The organism is Streptomyces sp. NPDC052040 (assembly GCF_044548405.1).
In the GTDB taxonomy this organism is placed as follows: domain Bacteria; phylum Actinomycetota; class Actinomycetes; order Streptomycetales; family Streptomycetaceae; genus Streptomyces.
The window spans coordinates 74,058-88,849 of record NZ_JBIUBV010000008.1; the positions used below are offsets into that span (position 1 = coordinate 74,058).

12 protein-coding genes are annotated in these 14,792 nt (G+C 73.8%); 10 read left to right on the forward strand and 2 right to left on the reverse strand.

From position 1 onward, the window contains the following. Window positions 1-337: 337 nt before the first annotated feature. The 4 genes from ACIHAA_RS18055 to ACIHAA_RS18070 all read left to right on the forward strand — a co-directional run bounded on the left by ACIHAA_RS18055 (window position 338) and on the right by ACIHAA_RS18070 (window position 4,741). The gene (locus tag ACIHAA_RS18055; protein ID WP_399818165.1) at window positions 338-1,594 is read left to right on the forward strand and encodes a sensor histidine kinase; all 1,257 of its coding nucleotides are present in this window, start codon (window positions 338-340) and stop codon (window positions 1,592-1,594) included. 43 nt (window positions 1,595-1,637) lie between these two features. Further along, complete coding sequence (locus ACIHAA_RS18060) at window positions 1,638-2,333, forward strand: response regulator (RefSeq protein ID WP_399818167.1); 696 nt, start codon at window positions 1,638-1,640, stop codon at window positions 2,331-2,333. Window positions 2,334-2,501: 168 nt separating this feature from the next. Then, entirely contained in the window at window positions 2,502-4,013 is a 1,512-nt protein-coding gene (locus tag ACIHAA_RS18065; RefSeq protein WP_399818168.1) for an MFS transporter, read from the forward strand. After that, entirely contained in the window at window positions 4,010-4,741 is a 732-nt protein-coding gene (locus ACIHAA_RS18070) for a TetR family transcriptional regulator (RefSeq protein ID WP_399818170.1), read from the forward strand. The genes ACIHAA_RS18065 and ACIHAA_RS18070 overlap by 4 nt, the downstream gene beginning before the upstream one ends. A 6-nt stretch (window positions 4,742-4,747) precedes the next feature. On the opposite strand, the gene ACIHAA_RS18075 is transcribed toward ACIHAA_RS18070, so the two are convergent. Continuing rightward, the gene (locus ACIHAA_RS18075; RefSeq protein ID WP_399818172.1) at window positions 4,748-5,374 is read right to left on the reverse strand and encodes an alpha-ketoglutarate-dependent dioxygenase AlkB; all 627 of its coding nucleotides are present in this window, start codon (window positions 5,372-5,374) and stop codon (window positions 4,748-4,750) included. A 400-nt stretch (window positions 5,375-5,774) separates the two neighbouring features. Between ACIHAA_RS18075 and ACIHAA_RS18080 the strand changes: the two genes are divergently transcribed. From ACIHAA_RS18080 to ACIHAA_RS18095, 4 genes are all read left to right on the forward strand, one after another. Then, a complete protein-coding gene (locus ACIHAA_RS18080; protein WP_399818174.1) occupies window positions 5,775-6,821 on the forward strand; it encodes a tetratricopeptide repeat protein in 1,047 nt (348 codons plus the stop codon). After that, window positions 6,818-7,897, forward strand: a complete 1,080-nt coding sequence (locus tag ACIHAA_RS18085; RefSeq protein ID WP_399818176.1) for a polyprenyl synthetase family protein — start codon at window positions 6,818-6,820, stop codon at window positions 7,895-7,897. Before ACIHAA_RS18080 ends, ACIHAA_RS18085 begins: the two co-directional genes overlap by 4 nt. A 334-nt stretch (window positions 7,898-8,231) precedes the next feature. Next, window positions 8,232-10,001, forward strand: a complete 1,770-nt coding sequence (locus tag ACIHAA_RS18090; protein ID WP_399818178.1) for a M4 family metallopeptidase — start codon at window positions 8,232-8,234, stop codon at window positions 9,999-10,001. Between the two features lie 155 nt (window positions 10,002-10,156). Continuing rightward, window positions 10,157-11,644 carry an FGGY-family carbohydrate kinase gene (locus tag ACIHAA_RS18095; RefSeq protein WP_399818180.1) on the forward strand — a complete coding sequence of 496 codons (1,488 nt, stop codon included), beginning with the start codon at window positions 10,157-10,159 and terminating at the stop codon, window positions 11,642-11,644. A 19-nt stretch (window positions 11,645-11,663) separates the two neighbouring features. On the opposite strand, the gene ACIHAA_RS18100 is transcribed toward ACIHAA_RS18095, so the two are convergent. Continuing rightward, window positions 11,664-12,584: a LysR family transcriptional regulator ArgP gene (locus ACIHAA_RS18100; protein ID WP_399818182.1), complete on the reverse strand. Its 921-nt coding sequence runs from the start codon at window positions 12,582-12,584 to the stop codon at window positions 11,664-11,666. 66 nt (window positions 12,585-12,650) lie between these two features. Here ACIHAA_RS18100 and ACIHAA_RS18105 point away from each other — a divergent pair, with 66 nt between their 5' ends. Together ACIHAA_RS18105 and ACIHAA_RS18110 are read left to right on the forward strand one after the other, a co-directional pair. Continuing rightward, window positions 12,651-13,262: a LysE/ArgO family amino acid transporter gene (locus tag ACIHAA_RS18105; RefSeq protein WP_399818184.1), complete on the forward strand. Its 612-nt coding sequence runs from the start codon at window positions 12,651-12,653 to the stop codon at window positions 13,260-13,262. 71 nt (window positions 13,263-13,333) lie between these two features. Beyond that, entirely contained in the window at window positions 13,334-14,665 is a 1,332-nt protein-coding gene (locus tag ACIHAA_RS18110; RefSeq protein ID WP_399818185.1) for an MFS transporter, read from the forward strand. Window positions 14,666-14,792 lie beyond the last annotated feature (127 nt).

Here is a 14,792-nt window from a genome sequence, read left to right on the forward strand (position 1 = left end):
CCGCCGAGGGGTGACCGGAGATACCGGACGGGGAAATTCCGCCGCACCGGAGGCCCCTGGGCAAGGATCTTGCGCGCCGCCGCCCGGCCCGTGGTCCGGCTCACGTTCCCGATCTGACGCGAACTGCCACCGGGGACGCCGGGTGCGCGGGGCCTGCCGGACCGGGAGGGATCACGCATCCCAGGGAGCGGACGGCGGACCCGGTTCCGTCCCGGACCCCGGGCAACCGGTGGGGGAGGAGGGCCGCGGATCAGCCGGATTGCCGAACGGTGCGGGCCGCCCGCCTCGGCCGAAGAGCCGAGGCGGCCCTCCGGCTGCCGCCGTAACGTGAGGTGGCATGACGCACGTCTTCCGGGACCGCTCCCGCACGCAGCAGGTCCTGCTCCTGGCGGCGGTCGTCGCCGTCCTCGCCCTGCTCGCCGCGGAGGGGCTCAACACCGGCTTCGCCCCCACCGCGGCGGCCGCCGTCGTCACCGGCGGGCTGTGCGTGGCGGCCCTGTTCGTACCGCCCGCGCGCTTCCCCCTCGTGGCCTGCGGCGCCGTGGCCGCGTCCCTCGCTCTGTCGGTGGCCGAGGTGCAGTTGCCCCCGAGTCTGCGGCCGGAGAACACCCCGGGCATCACGGAGCTGTGTGCGCTCCTGCTGATGATCGCCCGCACCGTGCGTCTTCAGCCGCTGCTGCGGATCATCGCTCTGGCACCCGCCGCAGCCGTGGCCGCCGGGCTGCTGCCTCTGCGGCTTCCGGAAACCGAGCACGAGCGGGTGCAGACCATCGGGGAGCCGGTGCTCCTCCTCGGCGCCGTGCTGATGGTCGTGCTGGGCCTGTATCTGCGGCTCGTCGACTCGGTGCGCGACCGCGAGCGGACGTCCGCCGAGCAGGCTGCCCGCCAGGCCGAGCGCCTGGAGCAGGCCCGGGAGCTGCACGACTTCGTGGCCCACCATGTCACCGCGATCGTCGCCCAGGCCAAGGCGGCCCGCTATGTCACCGCGGCCGGGCGGGCACCGGACCCCGGGGACCTGGACCGGGTGTTCGCCGGGATCGAGGAGGCCGGTTCACAGGCGATGGACTCCATGCGCAGCATGGTCTCCATGCTGCGCGCCCCGGGAGGTCCGGCCGCCACCCGCCCCGGAGGCGACCTCACACGCGTGCGCGACCTCGTCGAGAACTTCTCCGCCGCGGGGCGGCCGGTCCGGCTCACCCTCGACCCCCGGCTGGCCGCACGGTCCTTCCCGCCCGAGATCAGCACCACCGTGCACCGCCTGGTGCAGGAATCACTCACCAACATCCGCAAGTACGCCGACACCGCCGCACATGTCACCGTCGACATCCGGCTCCGGGCCGACGACCCCGGTCGGCTGGACGTCTCGGTGAGAGACGACGGACAGCCCGTCGGCGCCACGGCGCACCGCACCCGGACCGGCGCATCCTACGCTCCGCCGACCGCCGGGCGCGGCGGCTACGGCCTCATCGGACTCGCCGAACGCGTCGAGGCCATCGGCGGTCACTTCACGGCGGGCCCCCGCCCCGGCTGCAACGGCTGGGAGGTCACCGCCGACATCCCCCTCCCGCCGCCACCCCGGGCGAACCGCCCGTGACCGTGCGACCGGCGGTCGCCACCCCCTCTGGGACCATGGCCCCATGAAGATCCGGGTCCTGATCGCCGACGACCAGGAGATGGTCCGGTCGGCCTTCCGCATGATCCTCGGTGCCCAGCCGGACATGGACGTCGTCGCCGAGGCCGCCGACGGCACCGGCGCCGTGGAAGCGGCCCGGCGACTCCGCCCGGACGTCTGCCTCCTGGACATCCGTATGCCCGGACTCGACGGCCTGGAGGCCACCCGGCTGCTGGCGGGCCCCGACATCCCCGATCCGCTGAACGTCCTGATCGCCACCACCTTCGACCTCGACGAGTACGTCTACCAAGCCCTGCGCAACGGCGCCTGCGGCTTCCTCCTCAAGGACGGCGCCCCCACCCTGCTCGCCGAAGCCGTCCGCGCGGCAGCCGTCGGCAACTCCCTCATCTCCCCCTCCGTCACCGTCCGCCTCCTGAAGCACATGGCACCGCCCCCGCGGGGCGACTCCGGTTCCGGCCCCGTTTCCGCTGCCGCCCGCGCGGCCACCCGGCTCCCCGAACCCCTCACCCCCCGCGAACTCGACGTCGTCCGCCTGGTCGCCCGCGGATGCACCAACGAAGAAGTGGCGGCCCGGCTCTACGTCACCCACTCCACGGTCAAGACCCACCTGGGCAACATCCAGCGCAAACTCTCCGCCCGCAACCGCGTCGAGATCGCCGCCTGGGCCTGGGAAGCGGGAGTCTGCACCGGCCGCGGCTGAACCCCCGCGCGCCCCACCGGGGCAGCGGCGGTGCCGCGGTGGGCGGGGGGCACCGACCTCCGAGAGACCCGCGCGGCCCACAGAACACCCTTTTGGGTGAATGCCCATTCACCCGGTAAGGTGAATTGTCATTCACCTCGCATTCCCGCGTCCCCCTCCGGAGCGCCCATGGTCCCGATACCCGCCCCCGCCGACGGCTCCGCCACCCCCTCCGGGAGGGACGGAGCGCCGGGACTGCGGGACCGGCTGGCCGTCCCGGTGCTGGCGTTCGGCGGCATCCTCATGGCCGTCATGCAGACGGTGGTCGTGCCCCTGCTGCCCGACCTGCCCCGGCTCACCGGTGCCTCCGCGGGGACCGTCTCCTGGATGGTCACCGCCACCCTGCTGGCCGGAGCGGTGCTCACCCCGGTGCTCGGACGCGCGGGCGACATGTACGGCAAGCGGCGGGTCCTGCTGGCCGCCCTCGGGCTGATGACGCTCGGCTCGCTGCTGTGCGCGCTCTCGTCCGACATCACCGTGCTCATCGCGGCCCGCGCCCTGTCCGGCGCGGCGGCCTCGGTCGTCCCGCTGTCCATCAGCATCCTGCGCGACGAACTCCCGCCCCAGCGCACCGGATCCGCGGTCGCGCTGATGAGTTCCACCGTCGGCATCGGCGCCGCCCTCGGGCTGCCGCTGGCCGCACTCGTCATCCAGTACGCGGACTGGCACACCATGTTCTGGGTGACCACCGGTCTCGGCCTCACCGGACTGCTGCTCGCCTGGTGGGCGGTGCGCGAGTCACCCGTGCGCGCTCCGGGCCGCTTCGACACCCTGGGCTCGCTGGGACTGGCCGCCGGTCTGATCTGTCTGCTGCTCGGTGTCTCGGAGGGCGGCGAGTGGGGATGGGGGAGTCCCCGGATCCTGGGCCTCTTCGCCGCCTGCGTCCTGGTCCTGGCGCTCTGGTCCGTCCAGCAACTGCGCTCCGCGCAGCCCCTGGTGGACCTGCGCCTCGCCTCCCGCCCACGGGTCGCGCTGCCCCATCTGACCGCCACTCTGGTCGGATTCGGCTTCTACGCCAACTCCCTGCTCACGGCCCAGCTGGTGCAGGCGCCCAAGGCCACCGGCTACGGGCTCGGCCTGTCCATCGTCGGCAGCGGCCTGTGCCTGCTGCCCGGCGGAGTGACCATGCTGCTGTTCTCCCCGCTCTCGGCGCGGATCTCGGCGGCCCGCGGCCCCCGGGTCACCCTCGCCCTCGGCGCCGCCGTCCTCGCCCTCGGCTATGCCGTGCGCATCGCGGACAGCCGTGACCTCTGGATGATCGTCGTGGGCGCCTCCATCGTGGCGACCGGCACCACCCTCGCCTACTCGGCGCTGCCCACACTGATCCTGCGCGCCGTACCGGCCGGGCAGACGGCCTCCGCGAACGGGGTGAACGTCCTGATGCGCACCATCGGCCAGGCGGTGTGCAGCGCGGCCGTCGCCGCGGTCCTGGTCCATCACACCAGCCTCGTCGCGGGCGCGCCCGTGCCCACGCTGCACGGTTATCTGGTGGCCTTCGCGATGGCGGGCGGCGTCGCACTGGTGGCCTGTGCCGCGGCTCTCGCCATCCCAGGCGACAAGGGGACCGAGGGGACCCGCGATCCCGGCGGAGCCCGGCGAAGTACTGTGGTGCCGCAGGGCGAGGCCCTGGAAGGAGCGTGATCGCGGTGCCCTCCTCCGCCGCCGACACCGCCGGACGGACGCCCTCCGAGGCGCAGGCCCGGACGCCCTCCGAGGCGCAGGCCCGGACTCTGCCGGGGGCGCAGGCCGCAGCGTCGGCCGATGCACCGCCCGAGGCACCGGCCGAGGCACCGCCCGAGGCGCAGACCGCCTCAGGTTCCCCGGCCCGCCGCGACGCCGAGGCGACCAAGGCCGCCATCCTCCGTGCCGCCCGTCACTTCCTGGCCCGCCAGGCCCGGGCCGACATCACTCTGAAGGCGGTGGCCGAACGGGCCGGGGTCAGCCCTCCGCTGGTCCTCAAGTACTTCGGGAACAAGGACACGCTGCTCTCCCAGGTCATGTCCTTCGAGGCGGACGCCGCGGACCTGCTGGACGCACCGCTCCCCGGACTCGGGCGGCACATGGTCCGCCAGGTGCTGGTGAGCCAGACCCGGCAGGGCGCCGACCCCCTGCTGCGCATCGTGTTCGCCCCGCTGCACGGCGAGCACGGCGACATCCTGCGCGACAACTTCCGCACCCAGGTCACCGAGCGCCTCGCCGACCGCCTGAGCGGCCCCGACACCGGTCTGCGCGCCGAACTCGCGGTCGGCACCCTGCTGGGACTGGGCGTGATGTTCGGCATCGCGCGCGGCGAGCATCTGCGCGCCCTGGACCTCGATGCGCTCGTCGAGCGGTACGGCCCCGTCGTCCAGGGGCAGTTGACGCCCTGAGCGGGGTCAGCGCACCCCGCGCGGCCGGAACTGCACACTGATCCGGGGTCCGGCCGCCCGGCTGCTCTTCGGCACGGCGTGCTCCCAGGTCCGCTGGCAGCTGCCGCCCATGACGATCAGGTCGCCGTGCCCGAGCGGGCGCCGCAGGGTCTCCCCGCCGCCGCGCGGTCTGAGCGCGAGATCCCGGGGAGCGCCCACGGAGAGGATGGCGACCATGGTGTCCTCGCGGGCGCCGCGGCCGGTCCGGTCCCCGTGCCAGGCCACGCTGTCGCGGCCGTCCCGGTAGTAGCAGAGCCCGGCCGTGACGAAGGGTTCCCCCAACTCGTCGGCGTAGTGCGCGGACAGGGCGGCGCGCGCCTCCTCCAGCACGGGGTGCGGCCAGGGCTCGTCCGGCCCGTAGTGGGCGAGGAGCCGCGGAACGTCCACCGTGTGGTCGTACATCCGCCGCCGCTCGGCCCGCCACGGCACCTCGGCCGCCAGCCGTTCGAACAGGGCGTCGGCCCCGGCCAGCCACCCGGGCAGCAGATCGATCCATGCCCCGGAGCCGAGCGGGGTCCGGCGCAGCCCGTCGAGCGGGGCCGGCCGGAGGTCGTCGCTCTGGTCGAACAGGGAGCCCTGGAGGTGCGTGGCCATAGGGGCAGCGTACTCCCGTATTCGAAAATATGTTCTGATCATGGAGGCGGGTGCGCGGGAGGCAGCGACGGGCGCCAACTCATTTGCTGCGAAGCAACCTTGCGGACGCGGGCAGCGTCTTGATCCACAACGGGCGGTGGTGCGGTCGATCACCGGCAGGGATCCCGGGTGGGTGTTCAGGGCGCTATACGCATCGTGTATACATGTCATGTATACGCGGGCTCTCTACACACGCTGTATACGCGCCGTGTATGTACGGCGTGCGCGCCGCGCGCCTCTGTGCCGCGCGGGCGGGAGTCCCGGGCCGGGGGCTCCCGCGGTGCGCGCCGCCGCCGCCGACAGCCAGCATCCGTCGGCCGTGCGCCCCGGCGCCCGGTCGGCCGCAGACCGAAAGGCACTCATGTACGGCAAGGCCTTCGCCCCGGAATACCAGGGCGCTCTGACCTCCCTGTCCGTGAACTCCTCACTCACGGACGTCCTGGCCGCGGGCACCGAGCAGTTGCGGGCCGCCGAGCGCGCCGGGGCCCGCCAGGAGGCCGCCCGGTCCGGTCTGGCGGTCGCCGAGGCGCACCGCAGGCTCGGCCAGGTCGCCGACGCCGACCGGGCCTGGAAGGCGAGCTACCGCACCGCCCGGGAGGCCGGTGACACCGGGGCGATGGCCTGGGCCCTGTGGAGCGGCGGCACCCTGGCCCGGCAGCGCGGCGCCCTGCCCCTGGCCTGGCGGCTGCTGCGCCTCGCCGCCGATCTCGGCGAGCGGGCCGGGGATGTCGTCGTGCGCGGATATTCGCTTGCGGGAATGGCCGAGACCGGTCGCATCCAGGGCGACTACGAGGCGGTGACCGCGCTGCACGAGCAGCTGCTGGCCGAGGCCCGCCGCCGCGGCGAGGCCCGCCACACGGTGTGGGCGCTGGAGGGCATCGCCCAGATACACCGCAACACCGGCTCCTACGACACCGCGTACGCCATGTTCGAGGAGGCCGCCGACATCGCGGCCCGTGCCGACGACCGCCGCGGTCACGCCTGGGCGCTGCGCGGTCTCGCCGACATCCTCTCCGTCCGGGACGGCGACACCGAACGCGCCCTGGAGCTGCTGTCCGAGGCGGAGGGCGGCTGCCGGGAGATGAACCTGATGGGAGCGCTGGCCTACAACCACAAGATGCGCGGCAACGTCTTCTACCGCGCCGGGCGCTACCAGGAGGCGTACGACGCCTACGCGCTGGCGCTCTCCGAGTTCGAGGACATGGACGAGGCGCGCGGGACCGCCCTCGCCCGCCTCGGCCTGGTCAAGTCGCGGGCCCGGCTGGGCCACGACCGCGACGCGACCGCCGCGGATCTCGGCGCGCTGGCCCGGGACCTGGACGGGATAGGGCTGCGGCACGGCCGGGAGATGGTGCTGCGGGCCCACGAGGAACTCGGGCTCACCGCACCGGAAGGAACCGGACGATGACCGCCCCCGCCGCGGACCTCCTCGGCTCCCCGCACCAGGACCTCGCCGCCGCCCGGATCCTGGAGCGCTCCCGCTCCCTCGTCGCCCCCGCCCTCGCGGACGCCGTGGCCACCCTGCACCCCTGGGTCGCGGAGATGGCGCGGTACGCGCTCGGCGGAAGCGGCCCGGGCGGCGACGACGGCGCGGGGAACGCCGCCCGGACTGGCGACGGTGGCCGCACGGAGACCGGCCGACGCGGAGGCAAGGGCATACGCCAGGCGCTCGCCCTGCTCGGCGCCGAACTGGCCGGGGCGAGCGCCGACCGGGGAGTCCCGGCGGCCGTGGCCGTCGAACTCGTGCACACCTTCTCCCTGGTGCACGACGACATCATGGACGGCGACGCCCTGCGCCGCGGCCGCCCCGCCCTGTGGAAGGCCTACGGCACCGGCCCCGCGGTCCTCGCGGGCGACGCGCTGCTCGCCCTCGCCGTGGAGACGCTGGGCGGGGCTCCGGAGGCCGGCCGGCGGCTCAGCGACGCCCTCGCCGATCTCGTCCGCGGCCAGGCCGACGATCTGCTCTTCGCCCGCCGCCCCTGGACCGGCCCCGAGGCCGTGACCACGGCGGAGTACGAGGCGATGGCCGAGTACAAGACGGGAGCGCTGCTCGGCTGTGCCCTCGCCCTGGGAGCCGGGCTCGGCGGAGCGGGCGGGGCGACGGTCGCCGCGCTGGACCGGACGGGCCGTCACCTCGGTGTGGCCTTCCAGATCGTCGACGACCTGCTGGGCATCTGGGGCGACCCCGCGCTCACCGGCAAACCCGTCCACGGTGATCTGCGCGAGGGGAAGAAGACCTTCCCGGTCCTCGCCGCCCTGGCCGGACCCCACGGCCCCGAGCTGGCCGGGCTGCTGGGCGCCCGCGGCGACACGGAGCGCGCGGCCGGCCTGGTGGCGCGGGCGGGCGGCCGGGCGGCGGCCCTGCGCGAGGCGCGGCGCCATCTCGCCGCCGCGGACGCCCTCCTGGACTCCGTCCCGTGCGCTCCGCGCACCGCGGAGGACGTACGCGGTCTGCTCACGTCCCTGACCCGGCGCACTCTGTGAGTCCGTCACACCTCTGGCCGGGCCGCCGGTGACGGCCCAAGTCGGTGCGACATCGGTCACATCGGGGGCAGGAGGCAGCGGCGAGGGCAACCTGCCCGGGCCGTCTCTCCTCTTTTCTGCTGACGGACCGTTGGTCACCTTTCCGTCACTCAGATGTGGACTTATGTAAAGAGATCACCTTAAAAACCGTAAATAGGATCTTCCTTCTTTACATGTACATGGCGGTTGTACAAGGCTGACGCGAGGGGGCCCGACCAGCCCCCACGGCGCCCAACGGCGCTGTGCGCACGGGCGGTCGGCGCCACCGGCCGTCCTCTTGTACTGAAGGAACTCTGTGCACATACCCCACATACGCCGGCTGGCCGTCGCCATCACCGTGGCGACGGCGGCCACCCTCCCGGCCGTTCCGGCCCTCGCCGCCGCTCCCGTCGCGGCGCCCGCGGCCGGATCGCCGGTCGACGCGGCCCGGGCCGCCGCGTTCGCACACGCCTCCGACACCGGGGTCGCGCCCGGGGACACCCTCCAGGTCAAGGACGTGATGACCGACCCGGAGGGCAAGCAGCACGTCCGCTTCCTCCGCAGCCACAACGGCATGCGCGTCCTCGGCGGCGATCTGGTCGTCCACCTGGACCGGCGCGGCGGCTACCTGGGCGTGACCCGCGCCGTGAACCACGCCGTCAAGCCCCCCGCCACCAAGGCCAAGCTGACGGCCGAGCAGGCGGAGCGGACGGCCGCCGACGTCGCGAAGGGCGAGGCGGGCAACGCCGAACTCGTCCTCGACGCCCGTGACGGCAAGGCCGCCCTCGCCTACCAGGTGCACATCACCGACAGCCGCACCCCCGACTCGGGCAGCTCCCGCACGGTCGTGGTGGACGCGCTCACCGGCACGGTCCGCAGCGACACGCCCGACTCCGACGAGTTCATCTCGCCCTCGCTGGCGCGCACCCTGCGCCAGCGCGGCGAGTCGGCAACCCCGACGGCCGACACCCCGGAACCGCTGTCCGGCTTCACCGCCGCCCCCGGCTCCGCGGCCGTCCGCTACCCGTCGGCGGCGAACGGCACCGGCAACTCCCTGTTCGTCGGCAAGGTCCCGCTGACCACCACCCGGACCACGCGCACCAGCTACCTCCTCAAGGACCCCACCCGCTGGGGCACCGAGACCCGCGACGCCAAGGGCAAGGAGCTGGAGAAGTTCTCCCGCGGAACCCCGTTCACCACCACCAACGACGTCTGGGGCAACGGGGCCACCTCGAACCGCGCCACCGCGGCGGCCGACGCCCAGTACGGCATCACCAAGACGCTGGACTTCTACCAGAAGACGTTCGGCCGCAAGGGCATCAAGAACAACGGCACGGGCGCCCTCGCGATGGTCCACTTCGGCAACAAGGTCGGCAACGCCTTCTGGGACTCCGACTGCGGCTGCATGCTCTACGGCGACGGCGACGGCGACCAGTTCAAGAAGCCGCTGGTGGTCCTCGACGTCACCGGCCACGAACTGACGCACGGCGTCGTCGACGCCACCGCGGGCCTCGAACCCACCCGGGTCGACCGCTTCGCCCAGTACGGCGAGCCGGGCGCCCTCAACGAGTCGCTCGCGGACATCTTCGGCTCGGGCGTCGAGTTCTCCGCCAACAACCCGAAGAACCCGCCCAACTACCTGATGGGCGAGAAGCTCGGGCTGCGGCAGAAGTTCCTGCGCCGCCTCGACCACCCGTCCCTGGACAAGCTGGAGGGCACGGTCGACGCCTGGTCGCCCCAGGTGTACGACACCGAGGTGCACGCCGGTTCGGGCGTCTCCTCGCACGCCTTCTACCTGCTGGCCGAGGGCAGCGGCAAGAAGACCATCGGCGGCGTGGCGTACGACTCGCCCACGTCGAACGGCGCGAAGGTGACCGGCATCGGCCGCACCAAGGCCCTGGCGATCTTCTACCGCGCGCTCACCCGCTACATGGTCTCCACCACGGACTTCCATGACGCGCGCGCGGCGACCCTCCAGGCCGCCGCCGACATGTACGGCGCGAGCAGCACCGAGTACAAGACGGTCGACCAGGCCTGGGCGGCCGTCAATGTCACGGCCGCCAACACCCCGTCCGCCGGTCACTGACCGACCGGACACCCGGGGCCCCGCCGCACGGCGGGGCCCCGGCCCGTTCCCCCGCAAGGACCGGCGGGACGCGCCGGGTTCCGCGTTTCGGCCCGGGAACGCCCGGAGCGGGGAACGATGTCCCGGGAGTGTCCAGGCGAAGGACGGACGGCGCAATGACGGTGCTCGGGGTCGACATCGGTACGTCCAGCAGCAAAGGTGTGCTGGTCGGCGCGGACGGAACGGTGCTCGCCACCGCGGTGCGGCCGCATGCGGTGAGCAGGCCGGAACCGGGGCATGTCGAGATGGAAGCGGCGCTCTGGTGGGACGAGTTCGCCTCCCTCGCCCGGGAACTCGCGCCCCCGGGCACCGCGGTGGAGGCGGTCGGCGTCAGCGGCATGGGACCGTGCGTCGCCCTGGCCGACGAGAACGACACCCCGCTGCACCCGGCGATCCTCTACGGCGTCGACACCCGCGCCACCGCCCAGATCGCCCGGCTGGACGCCGAACTCGGCCCCGACGCCGTCCTGCGGCGCTGCGGATCCCTGCTGTCCACCCAGGCGGTCGGGCCCAAGATCGCCTGGCTCGCGGAGCACCGGCCCGACGTCACCGCCCGGGCCCGGCGGCTGTACATGCCCGCCTCCTTCCTGGTGAACCGGCTCACCGGCGCCTACGTCCTGGACCACCACTCGGCCAGCCAGTCCGTGCCGCTCTACGACTCCACCGCCCGCGCCTGGTACCGCCCGTGGGCCCGCCGTATCGCGCCCGACCTCGAACTGCCGCCGCTGCGCTGGCCCGGTGAGACCGCCGGCCGGGTCACCGCCCGGGCGGCCGCCGCCACCGGCCTGCCGCCCGGCATCCCGGTCGTCACCGGCACCATCGACGCCTGGGCGGAGGCACTGAGCGTCGGCGCCCAGCACACCGGCGATCTGATGCTCATGTACGGCAGCACCATGTTCCTGATCAACACGGTCGCCGAACGGCTTCTGGTGCCCCAACTGTGGAGCACCGTGGGCGCGTTGCCCGGCACCCGCAGCCTGGCGGGCGGCATGGCCACCTCCGGGGTGATCACCGACTGGCTGCGGGAGCTGTTCGGCGCCCCCGGGCACGAGGCGCTCCTCGCCGAGGCCGAGGCGTCCGGGCCGGGCGCCCGGGGCCTGCTGATGCTGCCCTACTTCGCGGGGGAGCGGACCCCGGTCGCCGACCCGGACGCCCGGGGCATGATCGCCGGACTGACCCCGGAGCACACCCGGGGCGATCTGTACCGCGCGGCGCTGGAGGCCACCGCCTTCGGGGTGCGGCACAACGTGGAGGCGATGCGCGCGGCCGGTGCCGACATCCGCAGGGCGGTCGCCGTGGGCGGGGGCACCCGGGGCGGCCTGTGGACCCGTATCGTCTCCGATGTCACGGGGCTGGAGCAGGAGATCAGGACCGTGACGCTCGGCGCGAGCTACGGAGCGGCGTTCCTGGCCGCGAGCGCGGTCGGCGACGCCGACATCGACGCCTGGAACCCGGTGCGCGAACGCGTCCGGCCCCAGGCCGGTCCCCGGTCCTGCTACGACACCCGCTACGACCTCTACCTCCGGCTCTACCCGGCGACCCGCGACATCGGCCATGCGCTGGCCCGCGCACAACGTGCCACCCCCGGCACCCCGCCCGGATGACACGGGCCGCGGTCCCGCTTCAGGCGCGCGACGCGGGTCCGAGCGACTCCTCGGCCGCCGCCACGACCGCCTCCGCGACCGCCGCCAGCGCGGCCGAGTCCAGCTTCCACTGCTGCCAGTACAGCGGAACCTCGGCCGGGCGCCCCGGGGCCAGCTCCACCAGCCGCCCCGCCGCCAGCAGCGGTGCGGCCTGCTGCTCGGGCACCAGACCCCAGCCCAGCCCGCCCGCCACGGCATCGACGAACCCCTCCGAGGTCGGTACGAAGTGCCGCCGCGAGCCCGCGTCCCGGCCCGTCCGCAGTCCCCGCAGAAAGCGGTCCTGGAAGTCGTCGCGCCGGTCGAACGTGATGACGGGCGCCGCGCCGAGCACCTCGCGCAGCGGCACCTCCGGCCAGCCGCCGAGCCACCGCTCGGTGAACCCGGGGCTCGCCACGGCCAGATACCGCATCCGCCCCAGCTTCCGCACGGCACAGCCCGCCACCGGCTCCGGCGACGACGTCACCGCCGCCATCACCCGCCCCTCGCGCAGCAGCGCGGCCGTGTGGGCCTCGTCCTCCCGGCGCAGCTCGAAGCAGATCCCCGCGTCCTCGGGGACCCGGATCAGCGCCGGCAGGAACCAGGTCGCCAGCGAGTCCGCGTTCACCGCGACCGACAGCCGCGTCCACTCCCCGGCGCCGGTCATCCCCAGCTCCGCCCGCGCCTCCCGCTCCAGCCGCGCGAGCTGCCGGGCGAACCGCACCACCACCTCGCCCGACTCCGTCGGCCGTACCGGCTTCGTGCGGGTCAGCAGCACCCGACCGGTCCGCTGCTCCAGTGCCTTGACGCGCTGACTGACCGCCGAGGGCGTCACATGCAGGGCGCGCGCCGCCGCGTCGAAGGTGCCCTCGTCCACCACCGCGAGCAGCGTCCGCACCTGGTCCAGCGGAAGTTCCGACATCACGAGCGCTAATGATACGTAAGAACCTTTAGCTGTACTTGTGGGCCCGCCCTTCCTAGCGTCGGTGCCATGACTCATGCACTGACCGCGCTCGCCGCCGGATTCGCCGCCGGACTGTCCCTCATCGTCGCCATCGGCGCCCAGAACGCCTTTGTGCTGCGCCAGGGCATCCGCCGGGACGCCGTGCTCGCCGTCGTCGGGATCTGCGCGCTGTCCGACGCGCTCCTGATCGCGCTCGGGGTGGGCGGGGTCGGCGCCCTGGTCGTGGCCCGGCCCGGGGCACTGACCGCGGTCGGCCTGACCGGCGGCGCCTTCCTGCTGGTCTACGGGGCGCTGGCGGCCCGCCGGGTGCTGCGCCCCTCCGCCCTGCGGGTGGAGGGGACCCCCGAGCGCTCCCGCGGGCGGGCCGTACTCACCTGCCTGGCGATGACCTGGCTCAACCCGCACGTCTACCTCGACACGGTCTTCCTGCTCGGCACCCTGGCGGCCGGCCACGGCCCGCTGCGCTGGACCTTCGGGCTCGGCGCGGCCCTCGCCAGCGTCTGCTGGTTCGCCTCGCTCGGCTTCGGCGCCCGGTTCCTCGGCCGCTTCCTCTCCCGGCCCTCCTCCTGGCGTGTGCTGGACGCCCTGGTCGCCGCGACGATGCTCCTCACCGGGGGGCTGCTGATCGCCGGAGCCTGAGCCCGTACCCCCGGGACACCCCGGCGGCCGGGACCCGGGGCCGATCGGTGATAGTGATCGGGAATCAAAAGATGTACGAGGCAGCTGGGAAGTCCGTGGACACGAGCGACAGTACGACCGACAGCGGAACACAGGCGCCGGGCGGCGAGCGGGACGAGGGGGGCGCCAAGGGGCGGGGGTGGCACCGCTGGACGATGGACACCCGTCCGCTGCGCCGTCCCGCCTACCGCCGCCTGTGGACCTCGACGATCGTCACGGGCGTCGGCAGCCAGCTCACCGCGGTCGCGGTGCCCAAGCAGATCTACGACATCACGGGCTCCTCGGCCTGGGTGGGCTACGCCAGCCTGGCGGGCCTGCTGCCGCTCGCGCTCTTCGGCCTGTGGGGCGGCGCGATCGCCGACAGCATGGACCGCCGCAAGCTGCTGCTGCTCACCAACACGGGCCTCGCGGTCACCTCCGTGCTTTTCTGGGTCCAGGCCGCCGTCGGCCTGGACTCGGTCGTCGTCCTCATGGCGCTGCTCGCCCTCCAGCAGGCCTTCTTCGGCCTCAACTCCCCGGCCCGCAACGCCTCCATCGCCCGGCTGGTCCCGGCGGAGGAACTCCCCGCGGCGAACGCCCTCGGCTCCACCGTCATGCAGACCGGCCTGGTCGCGGGCCCCCTCCTGGCGGGTGTGCTGATCCCCGTGATCGGCCTGTCCGACCTGTATCTGATCGACGCCCTGGCCCTGTGCGTGACCCTGTGGGCCGTCGTCCGGCTGCCCGCGCTGCCGCCCGTGGCGGCGGCCGCGAAGACCACCGGCTGGCGGGCGATCGCCGACGGCTTCCGCTACATGTCGCTGCACAAGGTGCTGCTGCTGTCCTTCCTCGCCGACATCATCGCCATGGTGTTCGGCATGCCCCGGGCCCTCTTCCCGCAGCTCGCCGCCCACACCTACGCGTCCTACGGGGAGGGGCTCGCCCTCGGACTGCTGTTCGCGGCCATCCCGATCGGCGCGGTCCTCGGCGGGCTGCTGTCCGGCACCTTCTCCCGGGCGCGCCGCCACGGACTGATGGTCATCGTGTCGGTCATCGCCTGGGGCGCGGCCGTCACCGGCCTCGGACTGACCACCAACCTCTGGGTGGGCGTCGCCTTCCTGGCCGCCGCCGGTGTCGCCGACATGGTCTCCATGGTCTTCCGCGGCGCCATTCTGCTGTCGGCCGCCACCGACGAGATGCGCGGCCGGATGCAGGGTGTGTTCACGGTCGTCGTCGCGGGCGGCCCCCGCCTCGCGGACGTCCTGCACGGCACCATGGGCTCCGCCTTCGGCGTCCGCGCGGCCGTCGCGGGCGGCGGCCTGCTGGTCATCCTGGCCACCCTGGTCCTCGCCCTGGTGACACCGGCCCTGCGCGACTACCGGATCTGACCCCGTCCCGGAAATACGGCGGCGGCCTCCCGGAATTCCGGGAGGCCGCCGCCGTTGCGGCGGGCGCACCGCGCCCGCGGCGGGGGGGCTCAGGGGGGGGGGGGGGGGGGACAGCAAAAACTCCGAG

What these genes read in the sequence shown, in the direction of transcription:
- ACIHAA_RS18110 (WP_399818185.1), top strand. Translation starts at nt 13,334, where the DNA reads ATGTACGAGGCAGCTGGGAAGTCCGTGGACACGAGCGACAGTACGACC.
- ACIHAA_RS18095 (WP_399818180.1), top strand. Translation starts at nt 10,157, where the DNA reads ATGACGGTGCTCGGGGTCGACATCGGTACGTCCAGCAGCAAAGGTGTG.
- ACIHAA_RS18105 (WP_399818184.1), top strand. Translation starts at nt 12,651, where the DNA reads ATGACTCATGCACTGACCGCGCTCGCCGCCGGATTCGCCGCCGGACTG.
- ACIHAA_RS18055 (WP_399818165.1), top strand. Translation starts at nt 338, where the DNA reads ATGACGCACGTCTTCCGGGACCGCTCCCGCACGCAGCAGGTCCTGCTC.
- ACIHAA_RS18075 (WP_399818172.1), bottom strand. Translation starts at nt 5,374, where the DNA reads ATGGCCACGCACCTCCAGGGCTCCCTGTTCGACCAGAGCGACGACCTC.
- ACIHAA_RS18085 (WP_399818176.1), top strand. Translation starts at nt 6,818, where the DNA reads ATGACCGCCCCCGCCGCGGACCTCCTCGGCTCCCCGCACCAGGACCTC.
- ACIHAA_RS18080 (WP_399818174.1), top strand. Translation starts at nt 5,775, where the DNA reads ATGTACGGCAAGGCCTTCGCCCCGGAATACCAGGGCGCTCTGACCTCC.
- ACIHAA_RS18060 (WP_399818167.1), top strand. Translation starts at nt 1,638, where the DNA reads ATGAAGATCCGGGTCCTGATCGCCGACGACCAGGAGATGGTCCGGTCG.
- ACIHAA_RS18065 (WP_399818168.1), top strand. Translation starts at nt 2,502, where the DNA reads ATGGTCCCGATACCCGCCCCCGCCGACGGCTCCGCCACCCCCTCCGGG.